The sequence below is a fragment of the Paenibacillus solanacearum genome, assembly GCF_910593845.1.
In the GTDB taxonomy this organism is placed as follows: Bacteria; Bacillota; Bacilli; order Paenibacillales; family NBRC-103111; genus Paenibacillus_G; species Paenibacillus_G solanacearum.
Genome location: NZ_CAJVAS010000010.1, coordinates 187,405 through 202,605, shown reverse-complemented (window position 1 = coordinate 202,605; position 15,201 = coordinate 187,405). Strand labels below are relative to the sequence as shown.

The window sequence follows — 15,201 nt, the reverse complement described above, 5'->3', positions numbered from 1 at the left end:
TAGGAGAGGGCGCTCGATGCAGCGAATTACCCAGCTACAGCTCGGATTGCTGATCATCATTTTTCATTTTACGACGATCGTCGGGTTTATTGTCCCCATGCTGGCCGAAGTCGCTTCCTATCAAGGGTGGCTCGCCTTGCTGACAGCCAATAGCGCCGGACTGGCGGTGACCTATATTTCGATCGCGCTGGCGAGACGCCGCCCGGGCGAGTTTCTCGTTCATTACGGCAAGGCACTTGTCGGCCGCTGGCTGCATATTCCGCTGATGGTGTTGTTCGGCTTCTTCTTCTTGCATTTGACCAGCATAATCTTGCGGAATATTACCGATTTTCTCGTGCAAATTTATTTGCCGTCGACGCCGCCCTGGATGGTCAGCGCCATCTTTGCCTTCGTCATCTGCATCGGGGTCCGATCGGGAATGGAGGTCATCTTCCGCTGCGCGTCGGGCTTTTTCTTCATTATTTTCAGTGTTGCCTCGCTCAATCCGATCTTTGTGGGCAGAGAGCTGAATTTCGATCGGGCGATCGCCCTGATTACCCATCTCGAGCCGGGCCGGCTTGTCAGCGATACGTATCCGTACATCGGCATGTTCGGGGAAATGTTCGCCGTGCTGTTCATTTTCCCCTATTTGAGCCGGTCGGAGCGAACGTTCCGGACGCTGGTCTGGTCGTCGTTCACTTCGCTGCTGTTCATTGAGACGTATTTCATTATGTGCTTGCTGCTGCTCGGCGAGCATTTGACGTCACAAATGACGTATCCCGTGCTGGAAATGATCCGATTCATCCGGATCGGAGACTTTTTGGAAAATTTGGACCCGATTGTCGTAGCCATCTGGATTTCCGGACTGTTTATTAAACTCAGCTTTCTTCTCTATATTGCCGTGCTGATCGTATCGCAGCTGTTCGGCTTGAAGGATACGAGACCGTTCACCTTCTCGTTCGGCGCGATCATGCTGACGCTTTCCGTTCATGTCGTGGGCAATTCGACGGAACTGAACCATTTCATCATGTTCGTTTGGCCAGCGTATTCGCTGATCGTGGAGAGCTTGCCTGTGTTCTACTTGTTGATGTCCATGCTCAGGAACCGCCGTACGGCGCCTTCTTGATAGGGCAAGGGTCAGATTGCCACATCGCGACATTGTCACATCGTGCGGGAAGCGACTCCTCCCGGCGCTTGGTTAAGGCTCACGGCGGCAGAGGCCCGGGCGAGATCAATATCGGCCTATTGTATTGTCCAATGTTCATCTATACATCCGGCGGCGGCTTGGGTACAATGTAGGGCGTATGGACTGGCAAAGCTTTCCGGTCGTTATCGAGGGGAGAAGGGGATGGGATGATGAAGGTCGTATTGGCTGGACTAGGCGTAGCGGGCTTCGGCATGTACAAGAAATTAATCGGCAAAGGCGGTTTGAGCGTAGCCGTTGCAGAGCCGGACGCCGCGATGAAGAGCAAGCTGGAAGGGCACGACACGCCTTTTTATTTATCGTTTGAGGAAGCGCTTCAGGTGGAGAAGCCGGATTTCGTCGTGAACGTCACGCCGCCGATGGTGCATACGGCGATCAATAACCGGGCGTTCGACCTCCGGCTGCCGGTGCTGTGCGAGAAGCCGATCTCGTTCGACTACGGCGAATCGCAGCAAGTGGTTGAGCGGGCGATGCGGGAAGGCATCCCGTTCATGATCGCGGAAAACTACAGGAGATTTCCGTATGTGCGCAAGCTGAAGGCGCTGCTCGATGAGGGGATCATCGGACAGATGACGACGATCGATGTGCAGTTTTACCGGTATCATCATACCGAGCGCAAATATACGGTCAGCCTACTCGACGATATTGCGGTGCATCATCTCGATATGATCCGCTATTTGACGGGGTGCGAGGGCGCGCGCATTTTTGCCCGCAACTATAACCCGATCGGCAGCTGGAGCAGCGAGCCGGCGGACATCAACCTGCATTTTTTCCTGGAGCTGGATGGCGGCATCACGGTCGGCTATACCGGTTCGATCACGTCGAGAGGGCCATCCACCGAGTGGGGAGCGGATTGGCGGATCGAGGGAACCGAAGGCGTCGTTCAAGTGACCGGCAAGCAGTTTGCCGTATATCGGAAGGACGGCAGCGAGCCGGTGGTCTATAGCGATTTCAGCGGTCTACGGGTGACCGATACGCTGACGGAGTTTTTAAACAGTCTGGAAGAAGGCCGGGAGAGCGAATCGAGCGGCCGGGATTATTTGAAGACGCAGGCACTCGTTCATTACGCCAATGAATCGAGCCTCAGCGGCCGGGTCGCCGACATCGTGCTGCCCAAGTGGTAGGCTGTGCCGGGGAACAGGCGCAGTGCCGCCTGGTTATGCTTCGGTTTCCGTCGTTTTCTCCGCGAATGATCCGCTTCTATTAGTCCAAGGCTTGGCGGTTCTGAGCTTCCATCGAAGCCGCTTATGTTGAAATCGTTTGCTTCTCCATTCTGAACGGACTGCTCGCTGCCGCTTCGTCCTGTTCGGGGATGAGGGAACATCGCTCCGCAATGCCCGATACGGTACGTCCATTCGCTCGCGGTCGCAGCTTCGTCTGGTGCTGGGCCGTCTGCCGGCTGTTAGCTGCAGAGCCGCTTCGAAAAGAATCGCTTGACTCTGACCTAAGGGGAGCCTTTATCGTCAATGTTGAAAGGAGGCAATCCGCTTGCTGTATACGGTAAAAGACGTTTCGGAGCTGTCCGGCGTCACGATCAAGACGCTGCATCATTACCATAAGATCGGCCTTCTGCTGCCTTGCGAGATCAGCGAAGCCGGGTACCGGTTGTATGGACGGAAGGAACTGGAGCGTCTGCAGCATATTTTGTTTTACCGGGAGCTGGATTTTCCGCTGGAGAAGATCAAGCGGCTGCTGGAGGGCGCGGACGACCGTTCCCGGCTGTTGGAGGAGCAAAAAAGCGAGATGACGGCGCGCAAGCACAGGCTGGAGCGCCTCCTTCAAACGATGGACGAGGCGCTGGCGTGCGCCGCGAAAGGAGAAGCGATGGATACGAAGAACATGTTCAGCGGGTTTCAAAGCGAGGAAGAATGGAAAGCGGCGCTGGAGGAGCAGAACAGGCACCTGAAGCAGACTTACGATTACGACATGCTCGAGGAAAACGCGATCAACGTGGAAGAGATGAACGAGAAGGCCAGAGAAGCGATGCAATTTATGAAAGGCATGGCCGATGCGCTCGTCAGCGGAGTCCGGTATGACCATGAGGAGGTCCGGCTGCTGATCCGCGATCATTTGCAGTATATGAACGGTGGCGGAACAGCGCTTACGGCTTCCGAGTTTGCGGCGCAAACGCGTTTCTTCTTGGGCGACGAATTTCACCGGTCGATGCTGGAGTCGCAGCAAACCGGGCTCGCGTACTATATGTGCTTCGCGGCCGAAGCGTTTGCCGCCGGGTAAGCGTGGAAAGGGGCCGATCTGGCCCCTCTTTCCCGTATACTGAACATATCTTTTCGAAAGCCTGGCTTGTCATGACAAGGGCAGGGCAATGAACGAAGAAATGAGGAATGTTTATGAGAATCGACTCGCATCAGCATTTTTGGCGGCTGGACCGCGGCGATTACGACTGGATCACGCCGGAGATGACGGCGATATACCGCGACTTTTTGCCGCAAGACTTGGAAGCGCATCTGGATGCGAACGGCATCGACAAGTCGATTGTCGTGCAGGCTGCGCCGACGCTCGGCGATACCGAATTTATGCTCGGGCTGGCGGACCGATCGGACCGCATCGCCGGCGTCGTCGGGTGGATCGATCTGGCTGGGGCCGACTATCGGCAGCAGCTCGAGACGTTTCGGAGTCATCCGAAGTTTGCCGGCTTCCGGGTCATGATTCAGGAGCTGGAGCGGGCTGAAGACGTGCTGGAACCGGCATTCGTGGAAGCGCTGCGTTACGCTGCCGCGGAGGATGTGCCGGTCGATCTGCTGCTGCGCTCAGGCCAGCTTCCCGCCGTACTGCAACTGCTGGAACAGGTGCCGGGGCTGCGCGGCGTCATCGACCATCTGGCCAAGCCGGAGATCGCCAGCGGGCAATGGGATCCTTGGAGCCCGCAAATGGTCCAAGCGGCGTCGCATAAGAACATCTACTGCAAGCTGTCGGGGATGGTTACGGAGGCTGACGCCCGAAGCTGGAAGCCGGAACAGTTCGTCCGCTACGTGCGGCACATCGTTCAGGCGTTCGGTCCGGACCGCGTCATGTTCGGCAGCGATTGGCCGGTTTGCTTGCTGGCCGCAAGCTATGATCAGGTCGTGGACGTTTTTGCGCAAGCGCTGCCGGAGGAGCTGAGCGAAGCCGATAAAGCGAATATATACGGGGGCAACGCGCTCCGATTTTACAAGCTGGAATCATCCGTTCTTTAATGGGCGTTACGTGTTCTGCCGTCATCCCGAGCACCGGGAGGCGGTATTTTTTTAACCTAAATGAATAAACGGAAGAAAACAAAAATAAATATACAAAAACAAAGACGGGTGTTATGATGTGAATAAGCCATAATCATATAAATCCAACATATCGGGAGGAAACAGAAGTGGTTGCACATTTGTGGGATAACGAAAAGGCGGCTCAGGCGGGCCAAGGGTTGGGGGAGCTCGTATACCGTTCCAATCTGCTCGGCACCGACCGTTCCGTCGCGAACTGGGGCGGCGGGAATACATCGATGAAGACGGTGGAGACCGACTTCAGAGGCCGCGAAGTGGAAGTGATGTGGGTGAAGGGGAGCGGCTCCGATCTGGCGACGATGAAGGCCGGCAATTTCACCGGGCTGCGGATGGAAGACATTCGCCCGCTGATCGAGCGTGAATCGATGTCCGACGAAGAGATGGTGGCATACTTGTCCCACTGCATGATCGACGCCAAGCATCCGCGCGCTTCCATCGAGACGCTGCTGCATGCATTTTTGCCGTTCAAGCACGTCGATCACACGCATCCCGACGCGATTATCAGCCTGTGCTGCGCGGATAACGGCAAAGCGCTGGCGAAGGAAATTTACGGCGACCGCTTCGTCTGGGTGCCTTACGTACGTCCCGGCTTTACGCTCTCCAAGATGATCGCCGAAGGCGTGAAGAGCAATCCGAAGGCCGAGCTCGTGCTCATGGAGAAGCACGGTCTTGTCACTTGGGCGGATAACTCGCATGATTGCTACTTGAAAACGCTTGCGATTATCCAGGAGGCGGAATCGTTCATTGAAGCCCGCGTCAATGAAGGCGCGCTGTACGGCGGTGCGAAATACGAAGCGCTGTCCAAGGAAGAGCGCCTCGATGTATTGGCGCAAATGATGCCGGTAGCCCGGGGCGCGGTAAGCGAAGGCAAGAAGATGCTTGTGACGTTCGACGATGCGGACGACGTGCTGAAGTTCGTGAATAGTCAGAATGCGGCCGTGCTGTCGCAGGTCGGCGCCGCTTGCCCCGATCATCTCGTACATACGAAGATGAAGCCGCTGTTCGTGAACTGGGATCCGGCCGCCAAGGACGTCGATGCGCTGGTGCAGGCGCTGAAGGACGGCATCGCCTCCTATAAAGAAGAGTACCGGGCGTATTTCGAGCGCAACCAAAACGACGGCGACCAAATGTTCGAAGCGTCCCCGCGCGTCATTCTCATTCCGGGCATCGGGATGCTGAACACCGGCAAAAGCTGGGCGATGGCGCAGGTCAGCGGCGCGCTGTATCACCGGGCGATTGCCGTCATGCGCGGCGCGACGGCGCTGGGGCAGTTCGTATCGCTCAGCGAGAACGAATCGTACAACGTCGAGTACTGGCCGCTCGAGCTTTACAAGCTGACGCTGGCTCCGGCGGAAGCGGAATTTTCGCGCAAGGTCGCGTTCGTGACCGGCGGAGCGGGCGGCATCGGGAGCGCGACGGTACGCCAGTTCCTGAAGGACGGCGGGCATGTCGTCATCGCCGACCTGAACGTCGAGGGCGCGCAGAAGCTGGCTGCTGAGTTGAACGCGCAATACGGCGACATGCGGGCGCTGGCCGTCAAAATCGACGTGACGAAGGAAGAAGAGGTCGTTGAGGCGTTCCGGGAAACGGTGCTCGCTTACGGCGGCGTCGATATCGTCGTGAACAACGCGGGGTTGGCCACATCGAGCCCGTTCGACGAAACGTCGCTGAAGGAATGGAACCTGAATATGAATGTGCTCGGCACAGGCTATTTCCTCGTGGCGCGCGAAGCGTTCCGCATCATGAAGAAGCAAGCCGTCGGCGGCAATATGGTATTCGTCGGCTCTAAAAATTCAGTGTACGCCGGGAAAAACGCATCGGCTTACAGCACGGCCAAGGCGGCCGAAGTGCATTTGGCCCGCTGCATTGCGGCCGAAGGCGGCGAATACGGCATCCGCGTCAATTCGGTATTGCCGGATGCGATTTTGCAAGGCTCGCAAATTTGGAATTCCAACTGGCGCAACGAGCGGGCGGCCGCTTACGGCATCCAGCCCGATCAATTGGAAGAGTATTACCGCAAGCGGACGACGCTGCTCGTCAACATTTACCCGCAGGACATCGCTGACGCCATCGCGTTCTTCGCTTCGTCGAAGTCGGAGAAAACGACGGGCTGCATGCTGACGGTGGACGGCGGCGTGCCGGCGGCGTTTACAAGGTAACCATCGGAAGGAGCTGACGCTCGGATGAGCGAATTACAAAAAGGTCACCGCCTGTGGTACATTCCGGACGGATACATTCCGCCGGAAAGCACGGGCTCGCTGGAAAGCCATGAATCGATTTGTGTGCTCAACTGCCATCAAGAAGAAGCTCAGCTATGGATTACGATATACTTTGAGGATCGTCCGCCGATCGAACGCATCGAAGTGCGGCTGGAAGGCCGGAGAACGAAGCATATTCGCACCTCCGGTCTTGCCAAGGACGGGGAGCGCATCCCGGCAGGGGTGCCTTACGCGATGGAAGTGGAGAGCAGCGTTCCGGTCATCGTGCAGTACAGCCGGCTGGACACGACGCAGGCGGCCAACGCGCTGATGTCGGTCATCGGCTATCCGCTGGTTCAACAATAAACAAGTAAAGGGTGAAGGTACAATGAGCTATAACGACCGCGCATATGCATTGTTTGAGGAACGGCAAAACGAAAGAGGCATTCGTCTGGACGAAGTGAAGGCGAAGCTGAAAGCGTTGAAGGTGGAGACGCCTTCGTGGGGATACGGCGATTCCGGCACGCGCTTCAAGGTGTTCAAGCAGGCGGGCGTTCCGCGCAACGCGTTCGAGAAGTTCGAGGATGCGGCCCAGGTGCATAAATTGACTGGCATTTGTCCTTCCGTAGCGATACATATTCCTTGGGATAAGGTCGACGATTACAGCAAGCTGCAGCAGCATGCGGCCGAGCTCGGCGTATCGATCGGCGCGGTCAACCCGAACTTGTTCCAGGAAGACGAGTATATATTCGGCAGCGTGACGAACTCCGACCCGGCGATTCGCCGCAAAGCGACCGACCATTTGCTCGAGTGCGTGGACATCGCGAAGACTGTCGGGTCGCGCGACCTGAGCCTTTGGTTCGCCGACGGCTCGAACTACCCGGGACAGGTGGACATCCGCAAGCGCAAAGCGTGGATGCTGGAAGCGCTCACGGAAATGTACCGCGCCCTGGACCCGAACATGCGGATGCTGATCGAATACAAGTTTTTCGAGCCGGCGTTTTACCATACCGATCTCGCCGATTGGGGCATGTCCTTCAATATGGCGAACAAACTGGGGCCGCAAGCGCAGGTGCTCGTCGATACGGGTCACCATGCGCAGGGCACGAACGTGGAGCATATCGTCGCTTACTTGCTGGATGAGCAAAAGCTCGGCGGCTTCCATTTCAACAGCCGCAAGTACGCCGACGACGATCTGATCGTCGGGGCGCACAACCCGTATGAACTGTTCCTTATTTTCTATCAAATTCTCGATGCGGCGGCGGATGCGGATGCCGGCGTGCGCGCCACGGCGGATCAGATCGCCTATATGATCGACCAGAGCCATGCGATCGAGTTGAAAATTCCGGCGATGCTCCGCTCGGTGCTGAACGTGCAGACGCAGTATGCGAAGGCGCTGCTCATCAACTTCGATGAAGTTCGCGACGCGCAGGAGAAGCAGGATGTGCTGGCCGCCGAACAGGCGGTACGCGAAGCGTATGAGCAGGACGTCACGCCGCTGCTGCTCGCCCTCCGCGAGGAGATGGGCGTACCGGCCGATCCGATGAAGGCGTATTTGCAAAGCGATTACGGCAGCGGCATCTTGGCTCGCGGCAAGGGCGGTGCAAGCTGGTGAGCCGGAAGGTACTGGCGTTTGACCTTGGCGCAAGCAGCGGGCGCGCGATCGTCGGCCTGCTGGAGCCGGGCGACGACGGCGGTCTGCCGAAGCTGACGGTGGAGGAAGTGCACCGCTTCCCGAACGACCCGGTGCAGGTCGGCAAGCACCTGCATTGGGACATCCTGCGCCTGCTGCACGAGATCAAGCAGGGCCTCCTGAAGGCGGGACATCTCGGCCATGAAGTCGAGAGTCTGGGCATCGACTCGTGGGCCGTCGACTTCGGGCTGCTCGGCCGAAGCGGGGAGCTGCTCGGCAACCCGTACCATTACCGCGACCACCATACCGACGGCGTTATGGAGCAGGTCGGCGAGCAGCTCGGTCGCGAGCGCATTTTTCAAGCGACGGGCATTCAGTTTCTGCCTTTCAATACCATGTACCAGCTGGCGGCGCTCAAGCAAAGCGGTTCCGTGCTGCTGGAGCAGGCGGATAAGCTGCTGATGATCCCGGATCTGCTGCGCTACTTCCTGACCGGGGAGATGCGCAGCGAGGCGACGAACGCATCGACAACGCAGCTGCTGAACCCGCTCACCGGCGAATGGGATCGCGGGCTGCTGGCCGCGCTCGGCATTCCCGAACGGCTGCTGCTCCCGCCGACGGCGCCCGGCACACCGGCCGGCCGGTTGTCGGCGGACGTGTGCGCCGAGCTCGGCGCGCCGCCGCTTCCGGTCATCGCCGTCGGCGAGCACGACACCGCTTCCGCTGTCGTCGCCGTCCCGGCCGACGGCCCGGATTTCGCCTATCTCAGCTGCGGCACATGGTCGCTGCTTGGCACGGAGCTGCCGCAGCCGGTGCTGACGGAGCAGGCGCTGGCGTGGAACTTCACGAACGAGGGCGGCGTGAACGGCACGCACCGGCTGCTCAAGAACATTATGGGGCTGTGGCTCGTCCAGGAATGCAAGCGCGCCTGGGACAAAGCGGGCCGCAGCCTGTCGTTCCCGCAGCTCGTGGCGGCGGCGGAGCAGGCCGAACCGTTCCGCAGCCTCATTGACCCGGACGACGAGTCGTTTCTGAACCCGGTCAGCATGCCGGATGCGATCCGCGACTACTGCGGACGAACCGGACAGCCGGCGCCGGAGAGCGAAGGACAGATGATTCGCTGCGTGCTGGAAAGCTTGGCGCTGAAATACCGGCTCGTGCTGGAACGGACGGAGACGCTGTCCGGCAAACGGTTTGCCGGGCTGCATATGGTCGGCGGCGGCATTCACAACGAGCTGCTGTGCCGTTTTACCGCCGGTGCCATCGGCCGCCCCGTCTGGGCGGGACCGGCCGAAGGTAGTGCGCTCGGCAATATTGTTGTACAATATATGGCGCTGGGTCATATTCGGGATATGCAGGAAGCGCGAAGCATTATCCGACGATCGTTTCCGCTCAGGACGTATGCGCCGGAGGAGACGGCGGTGTGGCAGCGCGTGTATGAAACGTTCGGCCGCATCATCGGGGAGTCATAGGCCCAGGTCACCGGACGGCAGGCAAGCAGGTTCGGCGATTGGTTAAGAAACGAATTTTGGAAGCGGGGTTAGCTGTATGCTGGTGGCGGAGAGATGGCATAAAATCGTAAGTCTGGTCAATGAGCGGGGAAGCATCCGGGTAACGGAGCTGAGCGATATATTCCAGGTGACGGAGGAGACGATCCGGCGGGATTTGGATAAACTGGAGGGCGAAGGCAAGCTGCTGCGCAGCCATGGCGGCGCCATCAGCTTGAAGCCGGAGCAGGTGCAGGAAGTGCCCTACCCGGAGCGCGAAACGACCAACATGGAACAGAAGCGCCTGATCGCCGCCGAAGCGGTCCGTCACATTCAGGAAAATGACCGGATTATTCTCGATGCCAGCTCTACCGCGTGGTATATGGCGCAAACACTGCCTGACGTGCCGCTCACAGTGCTGACCAATTCGATCAAGGTGGCAATGGAGCTGAGCGGCAAGGAGAGGGTGCAGGTCATCTCCACCGGCGGCTTGCTCTCCCCGCGTTCGCTGTCGTACGTCGGACCGCTGGCGGAACGATCGCTGCGCACGTACCATGTCGACAAAGCGTTCATCTCCTGTAAAGGGCTTCACGCGCAGCGCGGATTGAGCGAGTCGAATGAGATGCAGGCGCTGATCAAGCAAAAAATGATCGAAATCGCCGATCAAGTTTTCGTGCTGGCGGACTTTAGCAAGTTCGGGCAGCAATCGTTCGCGCATGTCGGCGATTGGGCGCATATTCATGCGGTCATTACGGACGGCGCGGCCGACGAACGCGAGCTGGCGCTGCTGCGGGAGCAATCCGTCCGCATCATTCAAGCGTAAGGCGGGCAGTTAAGAAAAGCTTCTGATCGATGCGTATCGGTTGAAGAATACGTTATAACAAAGCCTCCGGTTCCACTTTCGCGAGTGGAGCCGGAGGCTCTTTGCTGCTCTGCGTATGGATTCGGCATACCGCATGCCGAATGCTGGAGCGCCAGGGGCGGGACGAGCTGCGCTGCGTCTGGCGCGCCGTTCTTATTTTGCGGCGGCGGCAGCCCGCTTCCCTCTCGGCATCCGCAGGGTGAGCAGCAGCATCAGTACGCCGAGTATGGCGCAAATCCATGCCATGCTGTGCAGATGCGAGGTCGTGATGTTTTTGCCGAACAGGGCGGCCAGCAGGCTGGACGACAAAATCGTGCCGATGAAGCGCGATGTCATGAACAGGCCCGAAGCGATGCCGGTCTCTTCCCTGGAGACGAAATCGTACAGCGCGGTCTGCATCCCCAGGTTATTGAAGCCGTTGGCGATGCCGAGCACGCACAGTACGAGGAAAATCGTCACGACGCTTGCCTGATCCCGGATGATCAGCAGCAGCAGCGTCCCGAGGACGACCGCGGACGTACCGACGAGCAGCGAAGGCTTGGAGCCGCTCCGGTCGATCCAGCGGCCGACGAGCGGCGTGACGACGACGCTGAACCCGGCGATCGACAGCATGACGAGCCCGGTCTGCTGCGGGTCCATTTGCTGCACTCGCTGCAAGTAGGAAGGCATGCCGAACATGATGGAATAGAAAACCGCGTTCGTCAAAATGAATTGAACGTAAATGAGCGAAACGTTGACGTTTTTCCGCAGAAACACGACGTCGATGAACGGCTTGCTTTTTCGAAGCTCAAACTTGTACAGAACGACGGTCAGCGCCACGCTGACGGCCAGCTTCCACCAGCTGATTCCGTCCTCGAACGACAGGAAGAACAGCAGCCACATGAAGATCGTTGCCGAGAACAGCAGCACGCCCCACCAGTCCATATCCGCCATGCTGCCGGATGTTTTCGGGTCGCGGGGGAACAGCTTCCAGGCCAGTACGAAAGAACCGGCGATGAACGGGAAGTTAAACAGGAAGATAAGCGGCCAGTCGCCGTAATGAAGCAAAAAACCGCCGAGCGAAGGGCCGAAGGCGGCCGAGGTGCTGGAAAATATTGATAAAATGCCCAGCGCTCTCGCCTGATTCGAAGTGATCCGGCTGCGGATCATCCCCATACCGGAAGGGAAGATCGCGGAGCTGCCTACCGCTTGAATGATGCGAAAGCCGATAAGCCATCCGAAGCTCGGAGACATCGGAGCGAGACAAGACGATACGGTAACAAGCAGCAGTCCGAGCATAAATACGCGCTTGCGGCCGAACAGGTCGCTCCATTTGCCCATGACCGGTTGTCCTATCGCACTGGCCAAATAGTATGTAGAGATCAGCCAGGATACATCGGCGAAGGTAAGATGAAAATCTTCCTGCAACCGGGTTAACGCAACGGAAATCATCGTTGTATTGAGCGGATTGAGCAATGTGCCCAAAGCTACCGCGGTAATGAGCAGCAGCTCGTTTTTGTGCATGCGGGCCGGTTCGTTCGCCAAGAATGTCACCTCTTTCTTTTAAAAAAGAGTAACACTATACGATTAGTATGACAACTATTTTTTTCGACCGATTTGATTGTAAAAAACGCATGCAAAAACCGCCGCCCCCTATGGTACGAAGAGCGGGCGGCGACGTGACTTATCTCATTCCTGCGTGTCCTCGTCGAATACGCAATCTTCCGGAAGAGCCGCTGCCGAAGGGCTCTTCTCTTTCTCCGAAGCGGAAGCCGCTTCATTCACCGCATCCGCTTGATTCGCTCCGGCGACGACATAAGCGTCGCTCAACTGCTCATGCGTCTCGGCTAGCCCCCGGGATGCTTCGCTGCCGCTCTTGTAATCGGTAATATCGTAGCGATTGTCCGCGATTTGTTCAAAGCTTTGATTCAGTGCTTTGGCTGCTTGCTTATCGCTCATAGCGACGGCCTCCTTTCCTGTGAACTGTGTCTGCGTATTGTACTACTGAATTGTACTATTGAACCTCGCGCCGGTTCGGAATCAGTCCGGTAAGCCCGAGCAAACCGAGCAGACCAAGCCAACCCCAGTCGGTGGAGGCGTTGCTTCGAGGTTCGGTTGCATACGGCGTAATGACCCGGTTGCTGTTATACGTCGACCCGTTCCAGTTTTGCGCCCGGAACGCGCCGCCGCGGACCGCATTCGCCCCGTAGCTTGGAACCGGTGCGTCGTCATTTGTATTGTACGCACCGAAAAGGCTCGTACTGCCATAGCCCGTCGTCGTCGTTGTGCTCGTGAAGCCATGGTTGCCGCTAATATAGCTGGAGGAGCCTGCATTAATCGATGCGGACCCGGCGCTGGTCACGCCGTTCGCTCCGGCTGTGGGGGATGATGGATTGCCGCTTTCCGCCGAGACAGGCGTTGCCGCGATGACGGATGACAATAGGAATGCGGACAGCAGCAGCTTGCATGGTTTGTTCATGGTAAGCCTCCTTTTCGTTGTTGGAACAGCCTGAAGGCAATGCTCTTCTTGTTTTGACTTTTTTCCGGCCGTCCTATGCATGTTGGCGTATGGCGGATTGATGGGATCAATGGCGATTATTTGCCTGTGATGGGTTATGGGCTAAGGTAAACCGCTTTCGCGCATAGCTCTGGGCCGCCCGTCGAATAATAACGGCATAACCGATCACAGGGAGGCAGCTATGAAACGCATATGGATTATGGGGCTGACGGCAGCGTTCTTATGCCTGAACGCGGTACCCGTTCAGGCCCAGCTTCCGGAGCCGACTTACAGCGAATCTGCGGTGCCGCAGCCGCAGGCGGTGCATCCCGATGCGTCCCGCGATTCATTGGCAGGAACGCAAGCGGAGGATGGCGTCTACCGGGAAGCCGCCTACCGCTCCGGCCGCCGTACGTATACCGGAGGCAGAACGGCCCCAGGGGCGGGTGCGAGAACGGGTACGCCGGCCGGCAATGTCCGAACGGCGCCAGGCACAGGGCCGGCCAATCCCGCGTCGCCTTATCCGAACCGTGGTACCGGACTGGGCGGCTTATTCGGGGGCTTTGCTGCGGGTGCATTGCTCGGGAGCTTGTTCAATCCGTTCGGTCTATTCGGCGGCGCAGGATACGGAACGGCGTACGGCGGGGGAATGTCTTTCCTGAGCTTGATCGTGTGGGGCGTTGTCATCTATTTTGTCATCCGGTTATTTCGCAGGGCGCGGCATAAATCATAGGCTGCCGCATCGCGGCCGCGAGCCGTTATCCGTTCTCAATATTAAGGAGGAGTAATCATGTCCAGAAGAAGACCGGTCGTTCCCGGCGCAGGCCGAGGGCTGGATCAGTTCAAGGCGGAAGTGATGAAAAGGGAAGGATACGCCTTTAACGCGGAAAGACCCGATCAAGTAAAATACGAGGTGGCGCGCACGCTGGGCATCCCGCTTCAGGCACCGGGCGCCAACGGTCAGTTGACGACCGAACAAGCCGGGAAAGTAGGCGGCCGCATCGGCGGAACGATGGTGCGGGAAATGATTCGAATGGCGCAAGAGCAGCTTGCCCAAGGACCGCGTCGCAGGTAAAGCAGGGAGCGGCAGCGAGCACGGGAAGCAAGAAGAAACCCCGGCGCCGGAGACTGACGGCATGCCGGGGTTATTCACATTACAGTTCGGTTCGTTGTGCGTCATACTCGTTCGCATATTCGTCAAGCGACTTGACTTTCCCGTGCGGTCGTTGCGTTTGCTTGCGAATTTTCCACGCGTTCTCTTCGCGGCGCTTTGAATGGCTCATCGAGATTGCACTCCTTTTCCGAATGTGAATGGTGTTGCTCCTATAGCATGGCAGCCGCGCGCAGTTTTTATGCCCGAACGAAAGCCGCCAGATTTTTTAAGGTACTGTGGAAAATACTAATCATTCAGACCCTTCCCATCGAGAATGTGCTGCCTGTATTTTTCAACCCGCGATTCTCGCGTTTTGGATTGTTTGGGCTCGGAGAAATGATGGATGTATGCTCTCTGTCGTCCCGGCGTCAATGCTTCAAAGGCCGCCTTCAAGGCAGGGGCTTCATCGAGCTTTATTTGAAATTCTACGGGAATGCTGAATTCCTCCGTCTTCTTGAAATTCACTTCCAACCCGGCTTTCTCCACTTCCATGGCTTCATGAATATACGCTTTCAAGATGGCTTCCATTTCAATGATTTGCTGCACATGGGTGAACCGGATCTGGCGCGCCGCTTGGACATTTTCCGTTTGTTGAATGAGAATCCCGTGAGTATCCCGCAGCAAGGCGCCTTTATGAAACAAAAGCGCACAATACTCTTTAAATCCATGGATCAGTACAATATTTTTTTGCTCAAGCGTGTAGCAAGGATGCATCCACTTAAAATCCTCGGTCAGCCCGCAGTCGAGCACGATACTTCTCAGCTTCACGAATTCTTCCTTCCATGTCTTGGCTTTATTTAGAAATCCATCAACCTTGGGATTCAATCCGCTCTTTGTCACCGTAACACTCCTCTTCCGATTTTTAAAAACTAGTATACACTTTTATTCGACGCTATAGTTGTCAATCCTTGCGATCAAGACAGCGGTCACAATGACA

16 protein-coding genes are annotated in these 15,201 nt (G+C 57.5%); 11 read left to right on the top strand and 5 right to left on the bottom strand.

Annotated features, from left to right (window positions below):
• Positions 1-16: 16 nt before the first annotated feature.
• From KXG62_RS13925 to KXG62_RS13885, 9 genes are all read left to right on the top strand, one after another.
• The gene (locus tag KXG62_RS13925) at positions 17-1,105 is read left to right on the top strand and encodes a GerAB/ArcD/ProY family transporter (RefSeq protein WP_218092575.1); all 1,089 of its coding nucleotides are present in this window, start codon (positions 17-19) and stop codon (positions 1,103-1,105) included.
• 227 nt (positions 1,106-1,332) lie between these two features.
• Positions 1,333-2,307, top strand: a complete 975-nt coding sequence (locus tag KXG62_RS13920; RefSeq protein ID WP_246627441.1) for a Gfo/Idh/MocA family protein — start codon at positions 1,333-1,335, stop codon at positions 2,305-2,307.
• A 364-nt stretch (positions 2,308-2,671) separates the two neighbouring features.
• Positions 2,672-3,418: a MerR family transcriptional regulator gene (locus KXG62_RS13915; protein ID WP_218092574.1), complete on the top strand. Its 747-nt coding sequence runs from the start codon at positions 2,672-2,674 to the stop codon at positions 3,416-3,418.
• A gap of 113 nt (positions 3,419-3,531) precedes the next feature.
• A complete protein-coding gene (locus KXG62_RS13910) occupies positions 3,532-4,377 on the top strand; it encodes an amidohydrolase family protein (protein WP_218092573.1) in 846 nt (281 codons plus the stop codon).
• 167 nt (positions 4,378-4,544) lie between these two features.
• On the top strand, positions 4,545-6,614 hold the full coding sequence (locus KXG62_RS13905) for a bifunctional aldolase/short-chain dehydrogenase (protein ID WP_218092572.1): 2,070 nt from the start codon (positions 4,545-4,547) through the stop codon (positions 6,612-6,614).
• A gap of 24 nt (positions 6,615-6,638) precedes the next feature.
• On the top strand, positions 6,639-7,019 hold the full coding sequence (locus KXG62_RS13900) for a sensory rhodopsin transducer (RefSeq protein WP_218092571.1): 381 nt from the start codon (positions 6,639-6,641) through the stop codon (positions 7,017-7,019).
• Between the two features lie 22 nt (positions 7,020-7,041).
• The gene (gene rhaI / locus KXG62_RS13895; protein WP_218092570.1) at positions 7,042-8,268 is read left to right on the top strand and encodes an L-rhamnose isomerase; all 1,227 of its coding nucleotides are present in this window, start codon (positions 7,042-7,044) and stop codon (positions 8,266-8,268) included.
• Positions 8,265-9,758 carry a rhamnulokinase gene (gene rhaB / locus KXG62_RS13890; protein ID WP_218092569.1) on the top strand — a complete coding sequence of 498 codons (1,494 nt, stop codon included), beginning with the start codon at positions 8,265-8,267 and terminating at the stop codon, positions 9,756-9,758. The genes rhaI and rhaB overlap by 4 nt, the downstream gene beginning before the upstream one ends.
• A 76-nt stretch (positions 9,759-9,834) precedes the next feature.
• Positions 9,835-10,596 (top strand): DeoR/GlpR family DNA-binding transcription regulator, encoded by a 762-nt coding sequence (locus tag KXG62_RS13885; protein WP_218092568.1) that lies wholly within the window; start codon positions 9,835-9,837, stop codon positions 10,594-10,596.
• Positions 10,597-10,788: 192 nt separating this feature from the next.
• On the opposite strand, the gene KXG62_RS13880 is transcribed toward KXG62_RS13885, so the two are convergent.
• The 3 genes from KXG62_RS13880 to KXG62_RS13870 form a co-directional block, all read right to left on the bottom strand.
• Positions 10,789-12,159 (bottom strand): MFS transporter, encoded by a 1,371-nt coding sequence (locus KXG62_RS13880; RefSeq protein WP_218092567.1) that lies wholly within the window; start codon positions 12,157-12,159, stop codon positions 10,789-10,791.
• A gap of 144 nt (positions 12,160-12,303) precedes the next feature.
• Positions 12,304-12,573 carry a YozQ family protein gene (locus KXG62_RS13875; RefSeq protein ID WP_218092566.1) on the bottom strand — a complete coding sequence of 90 codons (270 nt, stop codon included), beginning with the start codon at positions 12,571-12,573 and terminating at the stop codon, positions 12,304-12,306.
• Positions 12,574-12,628: 55 nt separating this feature from the next.
• Complete coding sequence (locus KXG62_RS13870; protein ID WP_218092565.1) at positions 12,629-13,093, bottom strand: WGxxGxxG family protein; 465 nt, start codon at positions 13,091-13,093, stop codon at positions 12,629-12,631.
• A 220-nt stretch (positions 13,094-13,313) separates the two neighbouring features.
• Here KXG62_RS13870 and KXG62_RS13865 point away from each other — a divergent pair, with 220 nt between their 5' ends.
• Together KXG62_RS13865 and KXG62_RS13860 are read left to right on the top strand one after the other, a co-directional pair.
• Positions 13,314-13,844, top strand: a complete 531-nt coding sequence (locus KXG62_RS13865; protein WP_218092564.1) for a hypothetical protein — start codon at positions 13,314-13,316, stop codon at positions 13,842-13,844.
• A 57-nt stretch (positions 13,845-13,901) separates the two neighbouring features.
• Positions 13,902-14,186 carry an alpha/beta-type small acid-soluble spore protein gene (locus KXG62_RS13860; protein WP_218092563.1) on the top strand — a complete coding sequence of 95 codons (285 nt, stop codon included), beginning with the start codon at positions 13,902-13,904 and terminating at the stop codon, positions 14,184-14,186.
• Between the two features lie 79 nt (positions 14,187-14,265).
• Here KXG62_RS13860 and KXG62_RS34070 read toward each other — a convergent pair whose 3' ends face one another.
• Positions 14,266-14,394 carry a DUF6254 family protein gene (locus tag KXG62_RS34070; protein ID WP_246627440.1) on the bottom strand — a complete coding sequence of 43 codons (129 nt, stop codon included), beginning with the start codon at positions 14,392-14,394 and terminating at the stop codon, positions 14,266-14,268.
• 116 nt (positions 14,395-14,510) lie between these two features.
• Positions 14,511-15,104 (bottom strand): YdeI/OmpD-associated family protein, encoded by a 594-nt coding sequence (locus KXG62_RS13855; protein ID WP_218092562.1) that lies wholly within the window; start codon positions 15,102-15,104, stop codon positions 14,511-14,513.
• Positions 15,105-15,201: the final 97 nt, after the last annotated feature.

Excerpts from the sequence above, each read along its gene's own strand:
- KXG62_RS13925 (WP_218092575.1), top strand. The coding sequence starts at position 17 with ATGCAGCGAATTACCCAGCTACAGCTCGGATTGCTGATCATCATTTTT.
- KXG62_RS13920 (WP_246627441.1), top strand. The coding sequence starts at position 1,333 with ATGATGAAGGTCGTATTGGCTGGACTAGGCGTAGCGGGCTTCGGCATG.
- KXG62_RS13910 (WP_218092573.1), top strand. The coding sequence starts at position 3,532 with ATGAGAATCGACTCGCATCAGCATTTTTGGCGGCTGGACCGCGGCGAT.
- KXG62_RS13900 (WP_218092571.1), top strand. The coding sequence starts at position 6,639 with ATGAGCGAATTACAAAAAGGTCACCGCCTGTGGTACATTCCGGACGGA.
- rhaI (WP_218092570.1), top strand. The coding sequence starts at position 7,042 with ATGAGCTATAACGACCGCGCATATGCATTGTTTGAGGAACGGCAAAAC.
- KXG62_RS13885 (WP_218092568.1), top strand. The coding sequence starts at position 9,835 with ATGCTGGTGGCGGAGAGATGGCATAAAATCGTAAGTCTGGTCAATGAG.
- KXG62_RS13875 (WP_218092566.1), bottom strand. The coding sequence starts at position 12,573 with ATGAGCGATAAGCAAGCAGCCAAAGCACTGAATCAAAGCTTTGAACAA.
- KXG62_RS13870 (WP_218092565.1), bottom strand. The coding sequence starts at position 13,093 with ATGAACAAACCATGCAAGCTGCTGCTGTCCGCATTCCTATTGTCATCC.
- KXG62_RS13865 (WP_218092564.1), top strand. The coding sequence starts at position 13,314 with ATGAAACGCATATGGATTATGGGGCTGACGGCAGCGTTCTTATGCCTG.
- KXG62_RS13860 (WP_218092563.1), top strand. The coding sequence starts at position 13,902 with ATGTCCAGAAGAAGACCGGTCGTTCCCGGCGCAGGCCGAGGGCTGGAT.
- KXG62_RS34070 (WP_246627440.1), bottom strand. The coding sequence starts at position 14,394 with ATGAGCCATTCAAAGCGCCGCGAAGAGAACGCGTGGAAAATTCGCAAG.